Origin of the sequence: Pseudoxanthomonas sp. SL93 (genome assembly GCF_026625825.1) — a bacterium.
Lineage (GTDB): Bacteria > Pseudomonadota > Gammaproteobacteria > Xanthomonadales > Xanthomonadaceae > Pseudoxanthomonas_A.
The window spans coordinates 1,376,138-1,399,556 of record NZ_CP113065.1 but is presented as its reverse complement, the minus strand read 5'-3'; the positions used below and the strand labels follow the sequence as shown (position 1 = coordinate 1,399,556).

21 protein-coding genes and 1 tRNA gene are annotated in these 23,419 nt (G+C 68.3%); 16 read left to right on the top strand and 6 right to left on the bottom strand.

Going from position 1 to position 23,419, the window contains the following annotated elements; genetic code table 11:
* The first annotated feature begins 46 nt into the window (after positions 1–46).
* Positions 47–1,021 (top strand): DedA family protein/thiosulfate sulfurtransferase GlpE, encoded by a 975-nt coding sequence (locus OVA13_RS06480; RefSeq protein ID WP_267792970.1) that lies wholly within the window; start codon positions 47–49, stop codon positions 1,019–1,021.
* Here OVA13_RS06480 and OVA13_RS06475 read toward each other — a convergent pair.
* Positions 1,018–1,914: a GGDEF domain-containing protein gene (locus tag OVA13_RS06475; protein ID WP_267792968.1), complete on the bottom strand. Its 897-nt coding sequence runs from the start codon at positions 1,912–1,914 to the stop codon at positions 1,018–1,020. The two genes, OVA13_RS06480 and OVA13_RS06475, sit on opposite strands and share 4 nt — an antisense overlap.
* Positions 1,915–2,013: 99 nt before the next feature.
* Here OVA13_RS06475 and OVA13_RS06470 point away from each other — a divergent pair, with 99 nt between their 5' ends.
* Entirely contained in the window at positions 2,014–4,740 is a 2,727-nt protein-coding gene (locus OVA13_RS06470) for a serine/threonine-protein kinase (RefSeq protein ID WP_267792966.1), read from the top strand.
* Here OVA13_RS06470 and OVA13_RS06465 read toward each other — a convergent pair whose 3' ends face one another.
* The 4 genes from OVA13_RS06465 to OVA13_RS06450 form a co-directional block, all read right to left on the bottom strand.
* On the bottom strand, positions 4,741–5,649 hold the full coding sequence (locus OVA13_RS06465) for a DMT family transporter (protein ID WP_267792965.1): 909 nt from the start codon (positions 5,647–5,649) through the stop codon (positions 4,741–4,743). It lies immediately after the preceding gene.
* A 16-nt stretch (positions 5,650–5,665) separates the two neighbouring features.
* Positions 5,666–6,706 (bottom strand): UDP-N-acetylmuramate dehydrogenase, encoded by a 1,041-nt coding sequence (gene murB / locus OVA13_RS06460; protein WP_267792964.1) that lies wholly within the window; start codon positions 6,704–6,706, stop codon positions 5,666–5,668.
* The gene (locus OVA13_RS06455) at positions 6,703–7,758 is read right to left on the bottom strand and encodes a quinone-dependent dihydroorotate dehydrogenase (RefSeq protein WP_267792962.1); all 1,056 of its coding nucleotides are present in this window, start codon (positions 7,756–7,758) and stop codon (positions 6,703–6,705) included. Before OVA13_RS06455 ends, murB begins: the two co-directional genes overlap by 4 nt.
* Before the next feature lie 75 nt (positions 7,759–7,833).
* Complete coding sequence (locus OVA13_RS06450; RefSeq protein ID WP_267792961.1) at positions 7,834–9,366, bottom strand: L-piperidine-6-carboxylate dehydrogenase; 1,533 nt, start codon at positions 9,364–9,366, stop codon at positions 7,834–7,836.
* Positions 9,367–9,527: 161 nt separating this feature from the next.
* On the opposite strand from OVA13_RS06450, the gene OVA13_RS06445 reads away from it, so the two are divergent.
* The 7 genes from OVA13_RS06445 (at position 9,528) to OVA13_RS06415 (ending at position 17,093) form a co-directional block, all read left to right on the top strand.
* Positions 9,528–9,604: transfer RNA gene (locus OVA13_RS06445), tRNA-Arg, on the top strand.
* Positions 9,605–9,650: 46 nt separating this feature from the next.
* The gene (locus OVA13_RS06440) at positions 9,651–10,106 is read left to right on the top strand and encodes a GNAT family N-acetyltransferase (RefSeq protein ID WP_267792960.1); all 456 of its coding nucleotides are present in this window, start codon (positions 9,651–9,653) and stop codon (positions 10,104–10,106) included.
* Positions 10,107–10,440: 334 nt separating this feature from the next.
* A complete protein-coding gene (gene thrA, locus OVA13_RS06435) occupies positions 10,441–12,933 on the top strand; it encodes a bifunctional aspartate kinase/homoserine dehydrogenase I (protein ID WP_267792959.1) in 2,493 nt (830 codons plus the stop codon).
* Positions 12,934–12,988: 55 nt separating this feature from the next.
* Positions 12,989–13,942 (top strand): homoserine kinase, encoded by a 954-nt coding sequence (locus OVA13_RS06430; RefSeq protein ID WP_267792958.1) that lies wholly within the window; start codon positions 12,989–12,991, stop codon positions 13,940–13,942.
* Between the two features lie 5 nt (positions 13,943–13,947).
* Positions 13,948–15,240: a threonine synthase gene (gene thrC, locus OVA13_RS06425; RefSeq protein WP_267793468.1), complete on the top strand. Its 1,293-nt coding sequence runs from the start codon at positions 13,948–13,950 to the stop codon at positions 15,238–15,240.
* Between the two features lie 6 nt (positions 15,241–15,246).
* A complete protein-coding gene (locus OVA13_RS06420; protein WP_267792957.1) occupies positions 15,247–16,302 on the top strand; it encodes a L,D-transpeptidase in 1,056 nt (351 codons plus the stop codon).
* Positions 16,303–16,355: 53 nt separating this feature from the next.
* Positions 16,356–17,093 (top strand): murein L,D-transpeptidase catalytic domain family protein, encoded by a 738-nt coding sequence (locus OVA13_RS06415; RefSeq protein ID WP_324288279.1) that lies wholly within the window; start codon positions 16,356–16,358, stop codon positions 17,091–17,093.
* Between the two features lie 10 nt (positions 17,094–17,103).
* On the opposite strand, the gene OVA13_RS06410 is transcribed toward OVA13_RS06415, so the two are convergent.
* A complete protein-coding gene (locus tag OVA13_RS06410) occupies positions 17,104–17,973 on the bottom strand; it encodes an MBL fold metallo-hydrolase (protein WP_267792956.1) in 870 nt (289 codons plus the stop codon).
* 74 nt (positions 17,974–18,047) lie between these two features.
* Here OVA13_RS06410 and OVA13_RS06405 point away from each other — a divergent pair, with 74 nt between their 5' ends.
* The 7 genes from OVA13_RS06405 to OVA13_RS06375 all read left to right on the top strand — a co-directional run bounded on the left by OVA13_RS06405 (position 18,048) and on the right by OVA13_RS06375 (position 23,412).
* On the top strand, positions 18,048–18,359 hold the full coding sequence (locus OVA13_RS06405) for an ArsR/SmtB family transcription factor (RefSeq protein ID WP_267792955.1): 312 nt from the start codon (positions 18,048–18,050) through the stop codon (positions 18,357–18,359).
* A gap of 8 nt (positions 18,360–18,367) precedes the next feature.
* The gene (locus tag OVA13_RS06400; protein ID WP_267792954.1) at positions 18,368–18,892 is read left to right on the top strand and encodes a rhodanese family protein; all 525 of its coding nucleotides are present in this window, start codon (positions 18,368–18,370) and stop codon (positions 18,890–18,892) included.
* A gap of 41 nt (positions 18,893–18,933) precedes the next feature.
* Positions 18,934–19,413, top strand: coding sequence for an OsmC family protein (locus OVA13_RS06395; protein ID WP_267792953.1), 480 nt, complete (start codon positions 18,934–18,936; stop codon positions 19,411–19,413).
* Positions 19,414–19,509: 96 nt separating this feature from the next.
* A complete protein-coding gene (locus tag OVA13_RS06390; protein ID WP_267792952.1) occupies positions 19,510–20,547 on the top strand; it encodes a LacI family DNA-binding transcriptional regulator in 1,038 nt (345 codons plus the stop codon).
* Positions 20,548–20,758: 211 nt separating this feature from the next.
* Positions 20,759–22,828 carry a TonB-dependent siderophore receptor gene (locus OVA13_RS06385; RefSeq protein WP_324288278.1) on the top strand — a complete coding sequence of 690 codons (2,070 nt, stop codon included), beginning with the start codon at positions 20,759–20,761 and terminating at the stop codon, positions 22,826–22,828.
* A gap of 30 nt (positions 22,829–22,858) precedes the next feature.
* A complete protein-coding gene (locus OVA13_RS06380; RefSeq protein ID WP_267792951.1) occupies positions 22,859–23,149 on the top strand; it encodes a hypothetical protein in 291 nt (96 codons plus the stop codon).
* On the top strand, positions 23,149–23,412 hold the full coding sequence (locus OVA13_RS06375) for a hypothetical protein (RefSeq protein ID WP_267792950.1): 264 nt from the start codon (positions 23,149–23,151) through the stop codon (positions 23,410–23,412). Before OVA13_RS06380 ends, OVA13_RS06375 begins: the two co-directional genes overlap by 1 nt.
* Positions 23,413–23,419 lie beyond the last annotated feature (7 nt).

The following is a 23,419-nucleotide window of genomic DNA, read 5'->3' as shown; positions in this document are numbered from 1 at the left end:
CACCGCGCGCCCTTCCTGCGCGACGGTGCGCTCCCCGGGGAATCCGATGCAGGACCTGATCGACAAGTACGGCGTGGTGCTGGTGTTCTTCAACGTGCTGGCGTTGTCGCTGGGCCTTCCTGTGCCCGCGATGCCCACGCTGATCCTGGTCGGCGCCGGCCTGGCCATGCAGCCGGAAACGATGTGGTTGCCCCTGCTCGGCGTGCTGGCGGTATCGGTGGCCGCCAGCCTGGTCGGCGACAGCGTGTGGTTCTACGCGGGGCGCCGTTACGGAAACAGGACCCTGCAGACCCTGTGCCGCCTGTCGCTGTCGCGCGACACCTGCATGAAGCGCACCGAGCGTTTCTATGGCCGTTTCGGCATCCGCGTGCTGTCGGTGGCCAAGTTCGTCCCCGGCCTGTCGATGGTGTCGGTGCCGATGGCGGGCGCCATGCAGGCGTCGCTGCCGCCGTTCCTGCGTTACGACGGGCTGGGTGCCGCCCTGTGGGCCGGGCTGGGGCTCGGGCTGGGCGTGGTGTTTTCCAACCAGGTGGAAACGGTCATCGATACGCTCTCGCAACTGGGGACCGGCGCGGGCGTGGTGATCGGCGTGCTGCTGGCGGCCTACATCGGCTGGCGCTGGTGGCGCCGCCGGGCCCTGTTCCGTTCGCTCGAGGCCGCGCGCATCGAGGTGGACGAACTGGCCGGCCTGCTGCGCGACGGCGCGGCGCCGGTGGTGTTCGACATCCGCGCCCCCGGTTTCCGCGACGTGGACCCGTACGTCATCCCCGGCGCCGTCTTCGCCGACGAGCGCCAGCTGGACGGCATCCTGACCACGTATCCGCGCGAACAGAAGATCGTCATCTACTGCGCCTGCCCCGATGAAGTGTCCGCGGCCTGGATGGCCGGCAAGCTGCGGCGGGCCGGCTACCGCGACGTCCTGCCGCTGCGGGGCGGCATCGATGCGTGGCGGGATGCGGGGCTGGGCGTCAGCCTGATCGACAGGCCTGCCGTGTCATCCGAAGGAACTGCAGACCGCTAGTGCTCGATGCACACCCGGTTGCGGCCTTCGCTCTTGGCGCGGTACAGCGCGGCGTCGGCAGCGGCCATCATGCGGCCGCAGGTGTCGCGGTCGGGCGTCAGTGCGGCGATGCCGATGCTGACGGTGATGGACTGCGGTTCCCCGCCGGGCCGGAACAGCACGCCGGCCACCGCTTCGCGCAGGCGCTCGGCGAACCCGTAGGCGGCCTCCGCATTGCATTCCGGCAGCAGCACGGCGAACTCCTCGCCCCCGATGCGGGCCGCGGCATCGTCGTTGCGCACATGCCGGCGTACCAGGCCGGCGATCTGCTTCAGCACGTTGTCGCCGGAAATATGGCCGTACCGGTCGTTGATGGGCTTGAACAGGTCCACATCGATGATGCACATCGTCAGCGGCCGCTGGTGGCGCATGGCGCGGGCGATCTCCCGGTCGACGGTCTCGATGAAATGCCGGCGGTTGTACATCTCGGTCAACGCATCGTGCGTGGCCAGCTGGTAGATCTCTTCGTGGTAGTGCGCTTCCACGCTGCTGTGGCTGATGAACTTCAGCACGCTCTCGCCCAGCGTCAGGTGGTCGCCGTCGTTGAGGGCGGCTTCCTGCACCGGCGTGTCGTTCAGTCGCGTGGCGTTGGTCGCGCCCAGGTCGCGCACCCGGTACGCATCGCCATCGCGCCAGATCTCGCAGTGCCGGCGGGAGACGCTGTTGTGCGGGATGTGCAGGTCGGCTTCCTGCGAGCGACCCACCACGATCCGCCGGTCGTCCACGTCGGCACGCCGGCCCAGGCCCTCGCCCTGGATCACCACCACGCACGCCGAGCGCGGCGAAAGCGGGCGCGGGCCGCCGCTCAATACCGTGCGTAGGGTGGTGTGGGGGTCCTGCTTGTCCGTGGACATGCCGTGGGAGGAAAGGGCGGACGGACCCCGAGTTTAGCCGCATCGGCGCGTGCCCGCAGGGCGTTCCGCTACCATGCACGTTCCACAGGGGGAAGTGGCATGAGCACGCAGCATCCGCACGACGACCTTGCGCCCACCGAGAGCCTGGCCACGCGCGTGGACGAGGCCGCGGCGGCCGCCGACGGCACGCTGGCACCCGGCGCACGCCTGGGGCACTACCGTATCGAAGGCCTGCTGGGGCGCGGCGGTATGGGCGAGGTCTACCGGGCCGCGCAGCTGGAGCCGGTGCGCCGCACGGTGGCGCTGAAGCTGTTGCGATCGCAACGGTTGCAGGCGCGACATCTGGCCTATTTCGAAGTGGAGCGCCAGCTGCTGGCGCAGATGCGCCACCCCGCCATCGCGCAGATCTACGACGCGGGCACCACCGGCGACGGATTCCCCTTCTTCGCGATGGAGCTGATCGAAGGCAGTCCGCTGACACGCTACTGTCATGAGCGGCAGCTGCCGCTGCGCCAGCGCATCGAGCTGTTCATCCGCATCTGCGAGGGCGTGCAGCACGCGCACCACAAGGGCATCGTGCACCGCGACCTGAAGCCGGCCAACCTGCTGGTGGATACCATCGATGGCCGGCCATTGCCCAAGATCATCGACTTCGGCATCGCTACCGCGGCCACGCTCGCGCAGGGGGATGCCGGGGTCGAGCACGCGGGCACGCCCGAGTACATGAGCCCGGAACAGGCCAGCGGAGACGCCACCAAGGTGGACACGCGCAGCGACGTCTATTCGCTGGGCGTGGTGCTGTACGAACTGATCACCGGCGTGCGGCCCGATGCCGTCGGCGAAACCTGGTCGGCCGATACGCTGGTCGCGGCAGCGCCGTCGGCCAGGCTGGCGGCATTGCCGCCGGCGCAGGCGCGCGAGCTTGCCGGCAGCCGCGGCCTCAGCCTTCCCGGCATGCACCGGGTGCTGCGCAGCGACCTGGACTGGGTGGTCCTCAAGGCGCTACAGCACGAACGCGAGGCGCGCTACGCATCCGCCGCTGCGCTGGGCGAAGACCTGCAGCGCTATCTCGATGGCAAGCCCGTGCAGGCCGCACCGGCGCGCCGGGGATACGTCTGGGGCAAGTTCGTGCGCCGCCATCGCACCGCCGTCGCCGCTGGGTTTGCGGTGCTGCTGGCGCTGCTGGGTGGCCTGGGGCTGTCGTTGTACGGGCTGCAACAGGCGCGCACGCAGAAGGCCGTGGCGGAAGCGCGCAGTGCGGAACTGGAGAAAGTCGCGGCCTTCCAGCAGTCGATGCTGGAAGACATCGACATCGAGACCATGGGCGTCGGCCTGTCCGAAGGACTCTACCGGCAGGTGGCATCGGTCGATCCGTCGGCGGCCGAGGGCTTCGGCAGCACGCTGGCGAAAACCAGCACGGTGGACCTGGCGCGCAGCCTGGTGGATCGCCAGCTGCTGGCCAACGCGGAAGAGGCCATCGCCCGCGATTTCGCCGATCAGCCCGCGGTGGCGGCCAACCTGCGCGAATCGGTGGCGCGCGTCTACGCCGCGATCGGGTTGTACGACAAGGCGGCCGCGCAGTTCGGGCAGGTCGCGGATTACCGCAGCCGCACCATGGGGCAGGGCGCGCAGGCGACGCTGCAGGCACGCGAGGCGCAGGTGCAGGCCTTGCTGGAGGGCGCGCACATCGACCAGGCCGACACCCTGCTGCGTGCGGCTTTGCCGCGCGCGCTCGGGCTGCCGGTCAACGACCGCACGCGCGTGAAGCTGGAGCTCGCGCAGGCGCAGGTGATCTCCGCACGTGGCGACCGTCCCCGCGCCAAGGGCATGGTGCAGGCGGTGCACGACCGGCTGCTGGCCACGGTGGGCGAGCGCGATGCCGGTACGCTGGAGGCGTTGAACAACCTGTCGGCGACGCAACGCTCGCTGGGCGAGCTGGACGAGGCCCGCGCCAACATGGAGAAGGTGGTCCGCCTGCGCACCGAGGTGCTGGGCCCGGACCATGACGAGACGCTGTCCGCGATGGGCAACCTGGCGGTGCTGCGCATCATGGGCGGCGAGAAGGAGGCGGCCGTCGAAATGCAGCAGCAGCTCACCACCATCTACATCCGCAAGCTGGGCAGCGAGCATCCGGTCGCACTGCAGGCACGCGGCACGCTGGCGACGATGATGGTGGATTCCGGCGAGGCGGAAGCCGCATTGCCGATGATGAAGGACGTACTGGCGGCGCGGGAGCGCGTGCTGGGACGCGATCATCCGCAGACCGTGCGCACGCGCCTGAACCTGGCCACCGCCTTCGCGCGGCTTGAAGACTACGCGTCGGCGCTGCCGCTCGAGGAGCAGGTCATCGCCGTCCGCAGCCGCACGCTCGGCCCGACCCACCCCGACACGCTGTCGATCCTGGTCAACCACGCCGGCACGCTGCTGAATGCCCGCCAGCCCGAGGCTGCCCTGGCATTGCTGGCCGATACGCAGCCGCTCGCATTGAAGGTGTTGGGCGGCAAGCATCCGCAGGCGCAGATGGCGATGGTCATCCGTGCCGAAGCACTGCGCAAGACCGCGCGGCTGGACCTTGCGCTGGCGCAATACCTGGAACTGTTCGCACTGCGCCGCACGGTGTATGGCGAGGAGCACGTGGAGACGCGGACGGCGGCGTGGAACCTGATCGACGTCTACCGCGAACTCGGGCGTCCCACGGATGCGGACGCGTTGCACCGGCGCTACGTGGCGCCCCTGCTGGCCGCGGATCCGAAGCACCTCGACGAGCCGGAGGCGGAATTCGTCAGCCGTTACCGCGAAGGCAGGCGGCCCGGCAGCCAGGGCTGATCATTCGCCGGGCTTGGCCGCCGAACTCGCCGCTTCGGACGCAGACCGACGCGACAGCACGGCTTCGCGGTGGGCGATGTAGGCGTTCGCACCGAAGATGATGCCGGCGCCGAGCAGCGTCCAGCGGTCCAGGCCTTCATCGAACAACCACCAGCCGAAGATCGCCACCACCGGCAACTGCATGAAGCTGATGGGCGTGAGTGCGGAGACTTCCCCCTGTTTCAGCGCCCGCGTCCACAGCATGTGCCCGCCGGTGCCCAGGAATCCCGCCGCCACCACCCAGACCCAGGTGATGCCCTGGGGCCATTCCCACACACCCACCGCCGGTACCAGCGACATGGGGACCCACAACAGCGTGGTGTAGATGACGATGCGGTCGGCGGGCTCGGTCTGCGACAGCTGCTTGATCTGGATGGCGACGATGGCGCTCATCACCGCGGCCAGCACCGCGATCAGCGCATCGGCAGTGAACTCGGACGAGCCCGGCCGCACGATCACCAGCACGCCGACGAAACCCAGGATCACCGCGGTCCAGCGCCGCGCTCTGACCTTCTCGTTCAACAGGGCGGCGGCGGCGAGGGTGACGAAGATCGGCGTGGAATACGACAGCGACACCGCCTGCGCCAAGGGCAGGTGGCCGATGGCCCAGAAACCGGCCAGCATCGAACAGATGCCGATCACGCAGCGGAACAGGTAGCGCGGGAACTGGTCGGTCTTCAGGAATCCCGGCCCGTGCCTGAGCAGCAGCGGCGCGGCGGCGACCAGGCCGAAGAAGTTGCGGAAGAACGCGATCTCGAACGTGTGCAGCGTGGCCGAGGCCAGCCGGATGGCCACCACCATCAGCGCGAACAGCACCGTACTGCCCAGCATCAGCAACGCAGCGCGGAAGTGGACGGGAATGGCGGGCATGAGGGCTGCCGGGCGCCTACCAGTGGGCCCCGATGACCTTCGGTTCCGGCTCGATGGCGATGCCGAAGCGTGCGTGCACCGACGCGGCGATGCGGCGCGCCAGCGCCAGCAGCTGGCCGCCACTCGCATTGCCATGGTTGACCAGCACCAGCGCATGGTCGGCCGAGACACCGGCGTCTCCATCACGATGGCCCTTCCACCCGCATGCCTCGATCATCCACGCCGCGGACAGCTTGCGGTTGTGCGGAGCATCGCCACGGAACACCGGCAGCGTCGGATAGTCCACCTGCAATGCGTCGGCCTGCGACTGGGAGACGATGGGATTCTTGAAGAAGCTGCCGGCATTGCCGACCACGGCGGGGTCGGGCAGCTTGCGGCTGCGGATGCGCACCACGGCATCGGCGACATCGCGCGCGCCGGGAGCGGAAATTCCCATCGCGCCCAGTTCTTCGCGGATGCCGGCGTAGTCGAGGCGCAGCGCCGGCGTGCGCGGTAGCGCGAACTCCACGGCGGTCACGAGATACCGGTCGGGATGATGCTTGAACACGCTGTCGCGGTAGGCGAAGGCACAGGCGCTGCGGTCCAGGCGCTGCAGTTCACCGGTGGTGCGGTCCAGCGCTTCCACCACGTGGATGAACTCGCCCACTTCGGTGCCATACGCGCCGATGTTCTGGATGGGCGACGCGCCGGCGGTGCCCGGGATCAGGGCCAGGTTCTCCAGCCCGCACAGGCCCTGCGCCAGCGTCCACATCACCAGCGGATGCCAGGGCATGCCGGCATCGGCACGCACGATGGCATGGTCGCCGTCCTGCGAGAGCACGCGGACGTCGCGCGTCGCCAGCGAGATCACCGCGCCCGCGGGATCCCCCGCGAAGAGCAGGTTGCTGCCACCCCCGATGACCAGCGGCGGCGCCTGTACCACCTGCGGCAACGCCAGCACGTCCGGCAGGGCGGCGCTGTCGTGCACCTCGACCAGCCATGGCGCGGTGGCGGCAATGCCGAACGTGTTGCGCGCCTTCAGGGGCGCGTTTTCCAGCAGCTGCCAGGGCGGGCTCATTCCGGCGCCACGGCGCCGCGACTTGGCGCTTCGCGGCGGCGGCGGATGGCCTCCACGCATTCGCGGATCAGCTCAGGACCGCGATAGACCAGGCCGGTATAGCACTGCACCAGCGATGCGCCGGCCGACATCTTCGCCACGGCATCGGCGCCGGACATGATGCCGCCCACGCCGATCAGCGGAATGTGGTCGGGCAGGCGGGTGCGCATGCGGCGCAACACCAGCGTGGCCTGGCCCATCAGCGGTGCGCCGGAGAGGCCGCCGGTTTCGTGCGCGTGGCGATGGTCCTGCACGCTGATGCGCGAGACCGTGGTGTTGGTGGCGATGACGCCATCGACCGCCATGTCGCCCAGCACGCGCGCGACCGCATCGATGTCGCTGTCGGACAGGTCGGGTGCGATCTTGACCAGCATGGGTACGCGCTTGCCGTGCTGCGCGGCCAGGTCTTCCTGCGCATCGCGCAGGGTGCCGATCAACTGGCGCAGGGCCTGCTCTTCCTGCAGCTCGCGCAGCCCGGCGGTGTTGGGCGAGGAGATGTTGACCGTGATGTAGTCGGCCAGCGGATAGACGCGCTCCAGGCAGTACAGGTAGTCGGCGGCCGCGCGTTCGTTGGCGGTGTCCTTGTTCTTGCCGATGTTGATGCCCAGCAGGCCGCGCTCGCGGCGTGCGGCTTCCACGTTGCGTACCAGCGCGTCGACGCCTTCGTTGTTGAAACCCAGGCGGTTGATCACCGCCTGGTGCTGCGGCAGGCGGAACATGCGCGGCTTGGGGTTGCCGGGCTGGGGCTTGGGGGTGACCGTACCGATCTCGACGAAACCGAAGCCCAGCGCGAACAAGGCATCGATGTGCGCCCCGTTCTTGTCCAGACCGGCGGCCAGGCCGACCGGATTGGGGAACGTCAGGCCCATCACCTTGGTGGGCATGGGCGTGATGGGGCGTGCCACCAGCGGGCTGGTACCGGTGCGGTAGGCCAGGTCCAGGGCCTTGAGCCCCAGTCCGTGGGCATGTTCGGCGTCCAGGCCGAAGAGGAAGGGGCGTGCGAGCGAATACATGGACAGGGCAGGGGTCCTGTGTGTTCCGGTAAGGGCGTTGCGGCCGGCGCCCGGGTGGCGCCGGCCGTGCACAAACTACAGGTCGAACTTGATGCCCTGGGCCAGCGGCAGCGAGTCGGAGTAGTTGATGGTGTTGGTCTGCCGGCGCATGTAGACCTTCCATGCGTCCGAGCCCGACTCGCGACCGCCGCCGGTTTCCTTCTCGCCACCGAAAGCGCCGCCGATCTCCGCGCCACTGGTGCCGATGTTGACGTTGGCGATGCCGCAGTCCGACCCGGCCGCGGACAGGAACTGCTCGGCCGCCTTCAGGTTCTGGGTGAAGATCGACGACGACAGGCCCTGCGGCACGGCGTTCTGCATGTCGATGGCTTCGTCCAGCGTCCTGTACTTCATCACGTACAGGATCGGCGCGAAGGTCTCGTGCTGCACCACTTCATCGGAATTCTTCAGGCCGGTCACGATGGCCGGCAGCACGAAGTTGCCCGGGCGGTCGATGGCGGTGCCGCCGGTTTCGACGGTGCCGCCGCTGGCCTTGGCTTTCTCGATGGACGCCAGGAACTGCTGCACGGCGGCCTGGCTGTTCAACGGGCCCATCAGGTTGGCCGGGTCCAGCGGATCGCCGATCTTGCCTTCCACCTGCTTGTACGCCTTTACCAGCGTGGACAGCACGGTGTCGTAGATGGATTCGTGCACGATCAGGCGGCGCGTGGTGGTGCAGCGCTGGCCGGCGGTGCCGACGGCACCGAACACGATGCCGGGAATGGCCAGCTTCAGGTCGGCGGTTTCGTCGAGGATGATGGCGTTGTTGCCGCCCAGTTCCAGCAGGCTGCGGCCCATGCGGCGGGCGACGCGCTCGCCGACGGTGCGGCCGACCTGGGTGGAGCCGGTGAAGCTGATCAGCGGGATGCGCTTGTCGTCGACGAACTGCTGCGCCAGCTCGACGCCGGCGTCGTTGATCAGGAAGAAGATGTCCGGGAATCCGCCGGCCTTCAGCGCCTCGTTGCAGATCTTCATGCTGGCGATCGCGGTGAGCGGCGTCTTGTTGGACGGCTTCCAGATGCAGATGTCGCCGCAGATGGCGGCCAGGAACGAGTTCCACGCCCACACCGCGACCGGGAAGTTGAACGCGCTGATGATGCCCACCAGACCCAGCGGCTGGTACTGCTCGTACATGCGGTGGCCGGGGCGCTCGGAGTGCATGGTGTAGCCGTACAGCATGCGGCTCTGGCCCACGGCGAAGTCGGCGATGTCGATCATCTCCTGCACTTCGCCATCGCCTTCGGGCTTGCTCTTGCCCATTTCCAGCGCGACCAGCGAACCCAGTGCGTCCTTGTGCCGGCGCAGTGCGTCACCGCACAGGCGCACGGCTTCGCCGCGGCGCGGCGCCGGGGTGGTGCGCCACACCTTGAAGGCGGCCTGGGCACGTTCGACGATCTTTTCGTAGTCGGCCTGGCTGCTGGCGTGGACTTCGGCGATCACTTCGTTGGTGGTCGGGTTGATCGACTGCAGCAGGCCGGCATCGGTGGTCGTGGACCATTCGCCGCTGCCAAGGTAGGTGCCGGAATTGGTGCTGCCAAGGCCGAGGGCCTTGAGAAGATCGGTGGGCATGCGTGCTCCAGAAGACGGTGTCGGGCGCGCAGGCGCCCTGGGGAACCCCGATTTTAGCAGAGCGCGCCGGCCCGCCGGCCCACCGGGCAGCACCGGGAAAGCGCCCCTGGCTTCCGGCACGGCTTCGCCATCATCGGCGATCATGCGAGAATCCCCGGCATGGCCCCGTAGCTCAGCTGGATAGAGCGGTCCCCTCCTAAGGGACAGGTCGTGCGTTCGAATCGCGCCGGGGTCACCATCGTTCCATCGCCTGCCTGCTGTCGCGCCGCGCGCGCGGAGGACCCGTGGAAATTCGCGCCGACACGCTGCATCACCCGGCCGTCATCGCATTGCTGCAGGAGCATCTGGACTGGATGCACCGGACATCGCCCCCGGAAAGCGTGCACGCGCTCGACCTCGACGGCCTTCGGCAGCCCGGCATCCGCTTCTGGAGCCTGTGGGACGGTGATGCGCTGGCCGGCTGCGGTGCGCTCCGGCATATCGACGATGCGCACGGCGAGATCAAGTCCATGCGGACCGCGCAGGCGTACCTTCGCCAGGGCGTGGCCTCGCGCATGCTGGGCCATCTGGTGGATGAAGCGATCCGGCGCGGCTACCGGCGGGTGAGCCTGGAGACCGGTTCGATGGATTACTTTGCGCCCGCGCGCGCCATGTACGCCCGGGCGGGTTTCGTCGCCTGCACGCCGTTTGCCGACTACGTGGACGATCCCAACAGCGTCTTCATGACGCGTGCGTTGTAGCAGGCAACGTGATCGTTTCAGATGCATCCATCGGTCGACCCGCGATTGTTGCGTTGCAGCGCTTGACAGCCCCCCGGGGCTTCATGCTTCCCTTAGGGCATGCACTTTTCCGCACGTCACCCGAAGATCGTCCCCGTGCAGGCCAACCGGCCGGCCGGCGACGCCATGGCGGCGTGCACGGCGCTTATTACCACCACCATTACCACCCTGACTCGTCGGGTGCGGCTGGTTGTGTTCGCGTAATCCGCAGACCACGGCCCCGCACCCGGATCAGGATGCAGGGCAACCCCAACTCCTGATGCGCGCCGGGCCTCCCACTCGAGGTTCCAGACCCATGTCGTCCCGCAGCGCCGAAGTCGAACAACCCAAGCTCCGCACCGTCGTCCACAAGTTCGGCGGCACGTCCGTGGCCGATGCGGACCGGTACCGCCATGTCGCGCGGTTGCTGCAGGCGCGTGACGAGGACGTGCAGGTCACCGTGGTCTCGGCGATGAAGGGTGTCACCGACGCGTTGATCGAACTGGCCGAACTGGCCTCGCGTGGGCAGGAGGAGTGGCGCGAACGCTGGCACGAACTGCGGGCCCGCCACCGCGGTGCGGCGGTGTCCCTGCTGGGCGAGCATGCCGGTGCCACGCTGGAATGGCTGGACGAACGCTTCGAACAGCTCGCGCAGATCCTGGCCGCGCTGGGCGTGATCGGCGAGCTGCCGCGGGAAGTCCTGGACCGCGTACAGGGACTGGGCGAAGTGCTCTCGGCCCGCCTGCTGGGCGATTACCTCCGCACGCTGGGCGAAGACTGTTCCGTGCTCGATGCGCGGGACGTGCTGGTGGTGGACCGCAGCGACCTGGGCGTGGACGTCGACTGGACGATCAGCGCCCAGCGCCTGGCGGACTGGCGAGCCATACATCCGCAGCGCCGCGTGGTCGCCACCGGCTTCGTCGCGCGCGACCGCAACGACCGCATCACCACGCTGGGCCGCAACGGCAGCGACTATTCCGGCGCCATCTTCGCGGCGCTCTACGATGCGGCCGAGCTGCACATCTGGACCGACGTGGACGGCGTGCTGTCCGCCGATCCGCGCGTGGTACCGGAAGCCGTGCAGCTGGAAACGCTCAGCTACGACGAGGCCTGCGAACTGGCCTACTTCGGCGCCAAGGTCGTGCATCCGCAGACCATGTCGCCCGCCATCGAGCGCGGCCTGCCGATCATCATCCGCAATACGTTCCACCCGGAGCATCCGGGCACGCGCATCACCGCCGACCGCGATGTGTCCGGGCCGGTGAAAGGCCTGACACTAAGCCCCGACCTGGCGGTGCTGAACCTGGAAGGCACCGGCCTGATCGGCGTGCCCGGCACCGCCGAGCGCGTGTTCGCCGCACTGCGCGACGCGCGGGTGTCGGTGGTGATGATCTCGCAGGGTTCTTCGGAGCACTCGATCTGCTGCGTGGTCAAGCGCAGCGAAGCGGGGCGGGCCCAGGGTGCGCTGCTCAATGCGTTCGCGCATGAACTCAACGTCGGCCAGGTGCAGCGCGTGCAGCTGACTGAAGGCGTCAGCGTGCTGGCCGCCGTCGGCGACGGCATGGCGGGCCAGCCGGGTGTCGCCGCGCGCCTGTTCGAATCGCTGGGCCGCGCGCGGGTCAACATCCTCGCCATTGCGCAGGGCTCCTCGGAACGCAACATTTCCGTCGCCATCGACAGCGCCGACGCCACCAAGGCACTGCGCGCCGCGCATGCGGGGTTCTGGCTGTCGCCGCAGACGTTCGCGGTGGGCGTGATCGGGCCCGGCAACGTGGGTGCCACCCTGATCGAACAACTGCGCGCCGCGCAACCGCAACTGCTCGGCAAGGCCAACGTGGATTTGCGCCTGCGCGCGATCGCGTCCAGCCGAAGGATGCTGCTGGACGACCGCAGCATCGGGGGCGACTGGCGCGAGCGTTTCACCGCCAGCCCTCAGCCGGTGGACCTGGAGCGCTTCACCCAGCATCTGCTGGCCGCGCACATGCCGCATGCCGTGATTGTCGACTGCAGCGCCAGCCCGGAAGTGGCCGACCGGTATGCCGACTGGCTCGCGGCCGGCATCCACGTGGTGACGCCCAACAAGCAGGCGGGTGCCGGCCCGCTGGCGCGCTACCACGCCATCCGCGAGTCGGCCGCCACCAGCGGCGCGCGCTTCCGCTACGAGGCCACCGTGGGCGCCGGCCTGCCGGTGATCTCCACGCTGCGCGACCTGGTCGATACAGGCGACTCCGTGGTGTCGGTGGAAGGGATCTTCTCGGGCACGCTGGCCTGGCTGTTCAACCGGTTCGACGGCAGCGTCCCGTTCTCGCAGCTGGTGACCGAGGCCCGTGGCCTGGGCTACACCGAGCCCGACCCGCGCGATGACCTGTCCGGTACCGACGTGGCCCGCAAACTGGTGATCCTGGGGCGTGAGGCCGGCCGCGAGCTGGCGCTGGATGACGTGCAGGTGGAGAGCCTGGTGCCTGCCTCGCTGCGCGAGGCCAGCGTCGAGGATTTCATGGCGCGGCTGGGCGAAGTGGATGCCGCGTTCTCGGAACGCCTGGCCAAGGCGCGTGCCGCCGGCAACGTGCTGCGGTATGTCGCGCGGCTGGATGCGGAAGGCAAGGCCAGCGTGGGCCTGGTCGAGGTGCCGCTGGCGCATGCCTTCGCCAACCTGCGCCTGACCGACAACATCGTGCAGTTCAGCACGCGCCGTTACTGCGACAATCCCCTGATCGTGCAGGGGCCAGGCGCCGGTCCGGAAGTGACCGCGGCAGGCGTCTTCGCCGACGTGCTGCGGGTGGCCGCAGGGCAGGGAGCCAGGCTGTGAGGCAGGCGAAGACCATGGGGGGAGTGATGGTGCAGGGCAGTTTGGGGAAGCGGGCATGAAGCTGCAGGCGACGGCATTCGCGCCTGCGTCGGTCGGCAACGTCGGGGTCGGTTTCGACATTCTTGGCCACGTCATCGAAGGCGTGGGTGATACCGTCACCGTGCGGCGCATCGAGGAGGCCGGGGTACGCATCGCCGCGATCCGCGGGGCCACCATCGACCTGCCGCTCGATGCGCCGGCCAATACTGCCGGTGCGGCGCTGATCTCGTTGCGCGAAGCGCTGGCGCTGCCGTTCGGCTTCGAGGTGAAGATCGAGAAGGGCATTCCGCTGGGTTCCGGCATGGGCGGCTCGGCCGCCTCGTGTGTGGCGGCCCTGGTGGCTGCCAACGAACTGCTGGACGTGCCGCTCACGCGCGAGCAGCTGTACCCGCATGCCCTGGTGGGCGAGGCCGTGGCGAGCGGCGGCAAGCACGGCGACAATCTCGGCCCGATGCTGCTCGGCGGCCTGGTGCTGTCGACGGCCGACCGGCTGGTGCGCATTCCGGTGCCGGAGCATTGGCACAGCGTGCTGGTGCATCCCGATGCCATCCTGGAAACGCGACGCGCACGCGCCGCGTTGCAGGGCAGCTACGAGCTGAAGGAATTCGTCGCGCAGAGCGCCCATCTGGCGCTGGTGCTGGCGGGTTGCCACGCCGGCGATGCGGCCCTGGTGCGTGACGGGCTGCGTGACGTGCTGGTGGAGCCACGCCGTGCGCCGCTGATTGTCGGTTTCCAGGCCGCCAAGCAGGCCGCGCTTGATGCCGGGGCCATGGGCGCCAGCATTTCCGGCGCCGGCCCCAGCGTGTTCGCCTGGTTCGAATCGCGCGCCGCCGCGGAGACGGCCGCGCCGCGGGTACAGCAGGCCTTCGCCGAGGCGGGGTTCACCAGCCAGGCCTGGGTGTCGCCGATCAATGCCACCGGCGCGGAAGTACTGCCCCCACCCGAAGACCTGGACGTCGTCATCCCGTGAGCACGATGAACTTCATTTCCACCCGCCATGCATCCCCTCCCGCCACGCTGAGCCAGGCGATCGCCGCCGGGCTTGCACCGGATGGTGGGCTCTACGTACCCGAAACGCTGCCCGCGGCACGCGTGCTGGCGCCGGGTCGCGACATGGCCGGGACTGCGGCGGCATTGCTGCTGCCGTTCTTCGAGGGCGACACGCTGGCGCCCGAACTGGCCGCCATCTGTCGCGAAGCCTTCGATTTCCCGGCGCCGCTGCGTCCGCTGGCCACGCCCGGCGATCATGTCCTCGAGCTGTTCCATGGACCTACGGCGGCGTTCAAGGACGTGGGCGCGCGCTTCCTGGCCGCCAGCCTGGCGCGACTGCGGCGTGACGCCGCCACGCCATTGACGATCCTGGTCGCCACGTCCGGCGATACGGGGGCGGCGGTAGCCGCGGCGTTCCATCGTCAACCCGGGCTGCGCGTGGTGGTGCTGTATCCCGATGGCCGGGTGTCGCCGCGGCAGGCGCACCAGTTGGGTTGCTTCGGCGACAACATCACTGCGCTGCGGGTGGCGGGTTCGTTCGATGACTGCCAGGCATTGGTGAAGCAGGCGTTGAACGATGCCGGGCTGCAGCAGCAGGCACCGTTGAGTTCGGCCAACAGCATCAGCCTGGGCAGATTGTTGCCGCAGATGAGCTACTACGCGCACGCCGCGCTGTCGCACCGCGCACGCACCGGCCAATCGCTGAACTTCGTCATCCCGACCGGCAACCTGGGCAATGCCCTGGCGGCGATATTCGCGCGTGCGCTGGGCGTCCCGCTGGAGCGTATCGTGCTGGCGACCAATGCCAATCGCGTGCTGCCGGAGTTCTTCGCCGGCGCCGGCTACACGCCGCGGGCCAGCGTCGCGACCCTGGCCAATGCGATGGATGTCGGTGCGCCAAGCAACTTCGAGCGGCTGCGCTGGTTGTTCGGGGGCGACGACACTGCCTTGCGGAACGCGTTCCCGTCGGCCAGTGTCGATGACGCGGCCATTCGCGAGGTGATCGCGCGCCGCTACCGCGAATACGGCGAGGTGCATTGCCCGCACACGGCCACGGCGGTGAAGGTGCTGGAGGACCTGCGCGCACAGGGCGAGACGGGGGACTGGGCCGTTGCCGCCACCGCGCACCCCGCCAAGTTCGAAAGCGTCGTCGAGCCGCTGATCGGTCGTGAGGTGGAGATTCCGCCTGCACTGGCGGATCTGCTGGCCAGGCCGGCGCATGCGGACCCGGTGCCGGCCGAGTACGCGGCGCTGCGCCACGCGATCCTGGCGGGCTGATGCGGCATGAAATGCATCGCGTCCCGATGCCTGCTGGCGCTCGTGGCGCTGGCATTCGCGTCCACGCCCTGGACGGGGCGGGCGGCACCCGTTGCGGCCTTCGCCCAGCCCGCCACCGATGCCCGCGCGCTCAAACCGGGCGAATTCCTGTGGTATCCGCAGATCGCACCCGAAGGCCCCATCGTGCTGGTGGTCAGCCTGGATGAGCAACGCGCTTACGTGTACCGCAACGGCATCGCGATCGGCGTCTCGACGATCAGCTCGGGCAAGGCGGGGAAAGACACGCCGACGGGCGTGTTCACCATCCTGCAGAAGAACAAGGACCATCGCTCCAACCTCTACAACAATGCGCCCATGCCGCACATGCAGCGGCTCACCTGGGACGGCATCGCCCTGCACGGCGGCAATCTGCCCGGGTATCCCGCCTCGCATGGCTGCGTGCGCCTGCCGCATGCCTTCGCGGAGAAGCTGTTCGCCATCACCCAGCGGGGCGATTCGGTGGTGGTGGCCAACGCGGAGGCATCCCCGGCCAGCGTCGTGCATCCGGCGGTGCTCGCGCCGGTGACCGCCGGTGGGCAGGCCGTCCCGATGCCGGCCAGCCCCTACGAAGTGCAGTGGAATCCGGAAGCAGCCCCGCAAGGCCCCGTCAGCATCCTGGTCAGCCTGCACGACGCCCGTGTCTCCGTGCTGCGCAATGGCGTGCTGATCGGCTCCGCACCGCTGCAGGTGGTGCGCGACGTGGCGCTGAACGGGACGATGCTGCTGGTGATGACGTCCGACGTGGAGGACATCCCCAGCCTGCTTGACCCCACCCAGCGCGAACATCGCTGGGTCGCGCACCGCATCCTCGGTGCGCAGGACGCCGTCATGCCGCCGCTGCGCACGTTGATGCAGTCGTTCTGGATTCCGGAGGCGTTCTCGCGCCGGCTGTACGGCATCCTGACGCCAGGCACCACGGTACTGCTGTCGGACCTGCCGGGCGTGCGTGCAACGCCAGCCGAACAGCAATCCGCCCCCGTCTTGGAATCGGACCAGGCCACCGCTATAACGGAACCGCACTAAGCCTTGCGGACGGAATCGGGATGCTGGTGTGCCCTTTCCTGCCGATATCCGTGATGAAGACGATCCCCCTTGCCACCGCCTGCGCGGGCCTGCTGGCCCTCTGCGCCTCCAACGCGACCCAGGCTGCGCCACCGGCCGGGGCGCCGGATCGCATGGTGGAGGCCCTGCATCGGGCCGCCCCGGCGCTGGACCGCAAGGTGCTGTCGATGGCGGCGCGGGCGATGACCTGCTCACTGCGCCGCGGCGATACGACGCCAGCCAACCGGCTGAGCGTGATCGACTATTCGCGGCCGTCCACGCAGCCACGGCTGTGGGTGTTCGATCTGGACAAGCAGCGCCTGCTCTTCGAGGAATGGGTCGCGCATGGCCGCAACACCGGCGAGAACCTGGCGACGCGGTTCTCCAATGCGACCGGCAGCTACATGTCCAGCCTGGGCGCCTTCCAGACGGAGGAGTCGTACGTGGGTGGCAATGGGTATTCCCTGCGCCTGCGCGGGCTGGAGCCCGGCGTCAACGACAAGGCGCGTGAACGCGCCATCGTCATCCACGGCGCGCCCTACGTCAGCAACGACCTGATCCGCGCGCAGGGCCGGCTGGGCCGCAGCCTGGGATGCCCCGCGGTGCGTACCGCGGTGGCGCGTCCGCTGATCGACACCATCCGCGGTGGATCGTTCGTGTTCGCCTACTACCCCGATCCCGAGTGGCTGCGCCACTCGCCGTTGCTGAGCGCGGATTGCGGCACGGGAGCGGCCACGCAGGGGCAGGCCGCCGTGCACGCCGGCGGGCACTGAAGGCGCGACGCTAGTCCATCGGCCCCGACAGCGGGATCCGCAGGTAGCGCGTGCCGTTGGGCTCCGGATCCGGCAGCCGGCCGGCCCGGATGTTGACCTGCAGCGAAGGCAGCAGCAAGGCGGGCGCGGGCAGGGTGGCGTCGCGCGCTTCGCGCATCGAGACGAACGCATCCTCGGCGGTACCACCGCCGATGTGGACATTCCGCGCGCGCTGTTCCGCCACCGTGGTTTCCCACGCGTAATGGTCGCGGCCGGGCGCCTTGTAATCGTGGCACATGAACAGCCGGGTCTCGTCCGGCAGCGCAAGCAGTTTCTGGATGGAGCGGAAAAGCGTGCGAGCATCGCCGCCCGGAAAATCGGCACGCGCGGTGCCGTAGTCCGGCATGAACAGCGTGTCGCCGACGAATACCGCATCGCCGATGCGGTAGGACACGCATGCAGGGGTGTGACCCGGGGTGTGCAGTACATCCACCCGCAGGTCGCCCAGTGCGAAGGATTCGCCATCGGCGAAGAGCTGGTCGAACTCGCTGCCGTCGCCGCTCACGCCAGACAGGTTGAACACGGGCGCGAACACGCGCTGCACGTCACGGATGTGCTCGCCGATGCCGATCCGCGCGCCCGTCTTCTGCTTCAGGTAGGGGGCGGCGGAAAGATGGTCCGCATGGGCATGGGTTTCCAGTATCCAGGCGATCGCGAGGCCTTCGGCTGCCGCGACGTCAAGCAACGCATCCGCCGACACCAAACCGGCGGCGCCGGTGCGATGGTCGTAGTCCAGCACGGGATCGAGGATGGCTGCTTGCCGCGTGGCGGGGTCCCACGCCAGATAGCTGACCGTATTGGTCGCCTGGTCGAACCGGGCATGAATCGCGACGGTCGTCATGAAGCCTCCTTGAGAGGTTGCTTTTTTATTTATGAAATACTAAATTAAGAGCATTCTAAAGTAAAGCTGGTCCCATGCCCTTCAAGCAACGTGAACTGGAACAGATGCGTGCCAGCGCGGCCGAAGCCGCCGCGCTGATGCGCGCATTGGCCCACGACGGCCGTCTGCTGGTGGCCTGCACCCTGGTCGCGCGAGGAGAGTCCAGCGCGGGAATGCTGGCGCAAGAGGTCGGGCTGAGTGCGTCCGCCCTGTCGCAACACCTGGCAAGGATGCGCGAAGCGGGCCTGGTGGAAAGTCGGCGTGAAGCGCAGACGTTGCACTACCGGATCGCCGACCCGCGTGTGAGCCGGGTCGTCGCCATGTTGAAAGAACTCTACTGTCCCTGAGGAAGCCGATGACCATTCCCTCCGTTTCACCTCGACAAGCGCATGACATGCGCGCCCAGGGCGCCATGCTGGTGGATATACGCGACGCGGACGAGCATGCGCGCGAACATATTCCCGGCGCCACTCCGTGGCCGATCTCGCGATCGGGACGGCCATTGCCGAACATTGCGGCGCCGACGGTGATATTCCATTGCCGCTCCGGCGCGCGTACTCAGGCTAACGCGGCGCAGCTGGCGGTCGCGGCAGTAGGGTGTGATGCCTTCCTGATGGAAGGAGGACTCGAAGCCTGGAAACGGGTCGGCCTGCCAGTTCATGTTGATCGCGCCCAGCCGATCGAACTCATGCGCCAGGTGCAGATCGCGGCAGGCGCGCTGGTGCTGGCCGGCCTATTGATGGGCGCGGTGGCATCGCCGTACTGGCTGCTGCTGTCCGGATTCGTGGGCGCTGGGCTGGTATTCGCGGGCGTCAGCGGGTTCTGCGGTATGGCGCGCTTGCTCGCGCAGATGCCCTGGAATCGTCGCGTGGTGCCATGATCAGAATCGTCGTCCGACCCCATTTTCCAAAGGAGTAACCCATGAGCGAGATCCAGACGCTGCGCCTGACGCTGGAACAGGAGAGCGACTACGCTTTCCGCATCCGTTTCGACGATACCGACATCCCCGACCTGCTGACCGACGAGCCCGAGCCGCTGGGCAAGGGGGAGGGGCCCAATCCCACCCGGCTGCTGCTGTCGGCCGTCGCCAACTGCCTGTCGGCGAGCCTGCTGTTCGCGCTGCGCAAGTTCAAGAACTCGCCGGGCAAGCTTGTCACGCAGGCGACGGCAGAGCTGGTGCGGAATGAACAGGGGCGACTGCGTGTCGGCCATATCCACGCCGACATCCGGCTGGCGGAGGCCGGGGCGGCGCATGCATCGCTGGAGCGCATCCTGGCCCAGTTCGAGAATTTCTGCGTGGTCACCGAAAGCGTGCGCGAAGGCATCGACGTGTCGGTCAGCATCACCGACGCCGACGGTGTCCAGCTTCACGGCGCCGCGCGCACTGCAGCTTCGGCCTGAGGGTGATGGGAGCGGTTACAGCGGCTGGCCGGGGTCGAACCCGGCTGGCAGGCGTGTCATGATCCTGTCTCCTGCAGTCCGCTCCCGAAGCCGTCCGTGATCGCGCCTATCAAGGGTAAAGCCACTTCGCTGGACATCGCGCATCTGGCCGGGGTTTCCCAGCCCACCGTGTCGCGCGCCCTGCGCGGCAGCCCGATGGTCAACGAGGAGACGCGCAAGCGCATCCTGGCCATCGCCGAGCAGCTCAACTACAAGGTCGACAAGAACGCCTCCAACCTGCGCCGGCAGCATTCCGGCACGCTGGCGCTGCTGTTTTTCGAAGACCCCACGCCGGACGAATCGGCCATCAATCCGTTCTTCCTGTCCATGCTGGGCAGCATCACCCGTGCCTGCGCGCTGAACGGCTACGACCTGCTGATCTCCTTCCAGCAGCTTTCCAGCGACTGGCAGGCCGACTACGAGGACAGCAAGAAGGCCGACGGCATCATCCTGCTGGGCTACGGCGACTATCTGGAATCGCTGGCGCGGCTGGAGCGGCTGGTGCAGCAGGGCACGCATTTCGTCCGCTGGGGTGCGGTGCTGCCGGATGCGCCCGGCATCTCCATCGGCTGCGACAACGCGCAGGGCGGGCACGACATCACCGCGCATCTGTTGGCGCAGGGGCGGCGGCGCATCGCCTTCCTCGGCCACGCTTCCAATCACTACCCGGAGTTCTTCGAGCGCTACCTGGGACACCAGCGTGCCTTGGAAGCGGCCGGCCTGTCGGCGGATCCCGCCCTGCAGGTCGATGCCATCACCACGGAGCAGTCCGGCCATGCCGCCACCCGCGAGCTGCTGCAGCGGGGCGTGCCGTTTGACGCGATATTCGCGGCGAGCGACCTGATCGCCGTGGGGGCGATGAAGGCGCTGCACGAACAGGGACTGCGGGTGCCCGAGGATGTGGCGGTGGCCGGCTTCGACGACATCCCGCTGGCCAGTTTCACCAATCCCGGCCTGTCCACGGTGCAGCAGGACACCAAGCGGGCAGGGGCGATCCTGGTGGAAAGCCTGCTGAAGCTGATCCACGACGAGCCGGTCGAGAGCCAGACCATTCCGGTGACGCTGGCGCTGCGGCGCTCCACTGGTGCCGGCTGAGCCGGCCAGTTGCCTGAACAGGGTGTTCGACCTAGAATAAGAATCATTCTTATTCTGGCTGGTTGCGGTGGCGTCTGTCGGCGCCGCGCCGCGCCGCGATGTCCACCGGTAGGCGGTGGATGGACGGATCACCGGCCACCGTCGAACCAGGCTATCCATGTCCGTTCCGTTCCGTCGCAACGCCCTGACATTCCATTCCCTCAGTCTTTCCGTGGCGACCGCTCTCGCGATGCCGTTCGGCGCGCTCGCGCAATCCGGTCAGAGCGCTGCGGCAGACGCCACCACGCTGGACGCCGTGCAGGTGCAGGCCCCCATCGCGCCGAGCACCGGCACCGCGACCAAGACCGCGACCTCGCTGAAGGAAATCCCGCAGTCCATCTCCGTCGTCACCGACAGGCAGATGCGTGACCGCGGCATCCACGGGGTCGAGGAAGCCGTGTGGTTCACCGCCGGCGCGCAGGGCGGCGCCTATGGCAGCGACAGCCGCAGCGACTGGTTGCTGGTGCGAGGCTTCACGCCCGCGCGCTACATGGATGGCCTGGCCCTGCCGGAAGGTTCCGGCACCGGCATCACCCGCGTCGAGCCGTACGGGTTGGAGCGCATCGAAGTGCTGAAGGGACCGGCGTCGGTCAACTACGGCGCCATGCCGCCCGGCGGCCTGGTCAACTACGTCAGCAAGCGCCCCACCGACGAAACGCTGCGCGAAATCGAAGTGCAGGTGGGCAGCGACGAGATGAGGCAGCTGGCCTTCGATTTCGGCGGCAGGCTCAACGAGAGCGGCACGCTGCTCTACCGCCTGACCGGGCTGGGCCGCAACAGCGACACGCCGGTGGACTTCATCCACGACGACCGTTACTACTTCGCGCCCGCGATCACCTGGAAGCCCGACGAAGCCAACGAACTGACCGTGCTGGCGCGTTACCAGAAGGCCGACACCAAGGCGGGCGCTGGCTTCCTGCCGGCGGAAGGCACGCTGCTGCCCAACCCGAACGGCAGGATCCGTTCCAGCCTGTATACCGGCGAGCCCAACGCCAACGATTACGTCAAGACGCTCGCCTCGCTCGGCTACGAGTTCCGCCATGACTTCGGCGGCGGCGTGGTGTTCCAGCAGAGCGCGCGCGTGACCGATGCCGAAGTGGAGCCCAGCGTGTCGGTCGGTGCGTTCGGCCTGCTGGCTGATCAGCGCACGCTGTTCCGCTACCTGTGGTCGACGCAGGAAGACGAGAAGACCTTCGGCATCGACAACAACCTGCAGTGGCGATTCAGCGCCGGTCGTGCCGAGCACACGCTGTTGACCGGCCTGGATTACCGCCGCTCGCGCTACAGCTACGATTCCAACTTCGTGTTCGCGGCGACCGGGCTGGACGTGTTCAACCCGGTCTACGGCACCATGCCGGACCTCGCCCCCGACTTCGATCCGGCGACCACCGCCAGCACGCGCCAGACGCAATCCCAACTGGGCGTATACGTGCAGGACCAGATCAAGCTCGACCGCTGGGTCTTCACCGTCGGCGGTCGCCAGGACTGGGTGGGTACGGACAGCAACGGCGGCCACCAGAGCGACGACAAGTTCTCCGCGCGCGTCGGCGTCAACTATGTCTTCGACAACGGTCTGGCGCCTTACGTGGGCTGGTCGCAGTCGTTCCAGGCGACCGTCGGTGCGGATTTCTTTGGCAATGCGTTCGTGCCCACCACGGGCGAACAGATCGAGGCAGGCCTGAAATACCAGCCCGCCAGCGGCAAGGTCCTGGCCACGCTGGCGGCGTACGAGATCACCCAGCAGAACACGCTGACCGTCGACCCGGACCACACCCTGTTCTCCATCCAGCAGGGCGAAACCAAGGTGCGTGGCGTCGAGCTGGAGGGGCGGTGGAACATCGGCAGCGGCCTGAGCGTGTACGGCGCCTACGCCTACATCGACTCGGAGGTCACCCGCAGCAATGATGCTGCCACGCTGGGCAAGGAAATCGCCCTGCAGCCGAAACATGCGGCTTCCGCGGGAGCGGACTTCACCTTCACCGGTGGGGCGCTGGCCGGTCTCGGCTTCGGCGCGGGCGTGCGCTACACAGGCGAGCATTTCGGCGACGCGCGCAACGAATGGGAAACGCCTTCCTACACACTGTTCGATGCCGCCGTGCACTACGACATCGCCAACTGGCGCCTGCAGCTGAACGTGCAGAACCTGGCCGACAAGGAATACATCAGCGCCTGCAATGCGATCTACTGGTGCTACTACGGCTACGAGCGCACGGTCACCGCGACCGCGCGCTACCAGTGGTAAGCCGCTAGCCAGACCGCGCACGCCATCGCCATGCCGACCCCGATCCTGATTGCCGCTTCTGCCGCCGCCGTGCTGTCGGCGGCGGCCCTCTACGCCGGTTCGCGCCATTGCCGCTGGGCGTCTTGGCGACGCCTGGGCGTGGCGGGCCGCTGGGCGGGCCTACCGCTTGCGGTCGTCTCGCTCGCCCTGTGGATTGCCGTGATGGGCGTAGGCATCGGTCTCTGCGCGATGCTCGGCACCTGGATGCTGGCGATGATCGCGTTGCCCTGTCTGGCCGGCATGCCGGGTGCGCTGGCTGGCCAGCGTGAGGATCTGCCCTGATGTGGGGCCGCGCGACGGCGGGCATCGTGCCCGGCTTCTTCGTGTCCGCTGCCGGGATCGGGCTGGTCAGCTGGCTGTTGCCGGGCCCGTGGCAGGGCACGCTGGTCGGCGGCGTACTGGCCTTCTTCCCGGTCTGGATGGGCGTGATGGCGCTGGCGTTCGCATTCCGCAACGGCAAGCGTGCGTGGCTGGCCTATGTCGGCGCGGCGGGCCTGGGCCTGCTGCTGCTGTGGGGCCTGCGTTACCTGCAATGGGTGCACTGAGGCCATG

Coding starts and splice junctions, on each gene's coding strand:
- OVA13_RS06455 (WP_267792962.1), bottom strand. CDS start 7,758: ATGTATTCGCTCGCACGCCCCTTCCTCTTCGGCCTGGACGCCGAACAT.
- OVA13_RS06470 (WP_267792966.1), top strand. CDS start 2,014: ATGAGCACGCAGCATCCGCACGACGACCTTGCGCCCACCGAGAGCCTG.
- OVA13_RS06450 (WP_267792961.1), bottom strand. CDS start 9,366: ATGCCCACCGATCTTCTCAAGGCCCTCGGCCTTGGCAGCACCAATTCC.
- OVA13_RS06375 (WP_267792950.1), top strand. CDS start 23,149: ATGTGGGGCCGCGCGACGGCGGGCATCGTGCCCGGCTTCTTCGTGTCC.
- OVA13_RS06415 (WP_324288279.1), top strand. CDS start 16,356: ATGAAGACGATCCCCCTTGCCACCGCCTGCGCGGGCCTGCTGGCCCTC.
- OVA13_RS06465 (WP_267792965.1), bottom strand. CDS start 5,649: ATGCCCGCCATTCCCGTCCACTTCCGCGCTGCGTTGCTGATGCTGGGC.
- OVA13_RS06410 (WP_267792956.1), bottom strand. CDS start 17,973: ATGACGACCGTCGCGATTCATGCCCGGTTCGACCAGGCGACCAATACG.
- thrA (WP_267792959.1), top strand. CDS start 10,441: ATGTCGTCCCGCAGCGCCGAAGTCGAACAACCCAAGCTCCGCACCGTC.
- murB (WP_267792964.1), bottom strand. CDS start 6,706: ATGAGCCCGCCCTGGCAGCTGCTGGAAAACGCGCCCCTGAAGGCGCGC.
- OVA13_RS06475 (WP_267792968.1), bottom strand. CDS start 1,914: ATGTCCACGGACAAGCAGGACCCCCACACCACCCTACGCACGGTATTG.
- OVA13_RS06380 (WP_267792951.1), top strand. CDS start 22,859: ATGCCGACCCCGATCCTGATTGCCGCTTCTGCCGCCGCCGTGCTGTCG.
- OVA13_RS06400 (WP_267792954.1), top strand. CDS start 18,368: ATGACCATTCCCTCCGTTTCACCTCGACAAGCGCATGACATGCGCGCC.
- OVA13_RS06405 (WP_267792955.1), top strand. CDS start 18,048: ATGCCCTTCAAGCAACGTGAACTGGAACAGATGCGTGCCAGCGCGGCC.
- OVA13_RS06480 (WP_267792970.1), top strand. CDS start 47: ATGCAGGACCTGATCGACAAGTACGGCGTGGTGCTGGTGTTCTTCAAC.
- OVA13_RS06430 (WP_267792958.1), top strand. CDS start 12,989: ATGAAGCTGCAGGCGACGGCATTCGCGCCTGCGTCGGTCGGCAACGTC.
- thrC (WP_267793468.1), top strand. CDS start 13,948: ATGAACTTCATTTCCACCCGCCATGCATCCCCTCCCGCCACGCTGAGC.
- OVA13_RS06395 (WP_267792953.1), top strand. CDS start 18,934: ATGAGCGAGATCCAGACGCTGCGCCTGACGCTGGAACAGGAGAGCGAC.
- OVA13_RS06420 (WP_267792957.1), top strand. CDS start 15,247: ATGAAATGCATCGCGTCCCGATGCCTGCTGGCGCTCGTGGCGCTGGCA.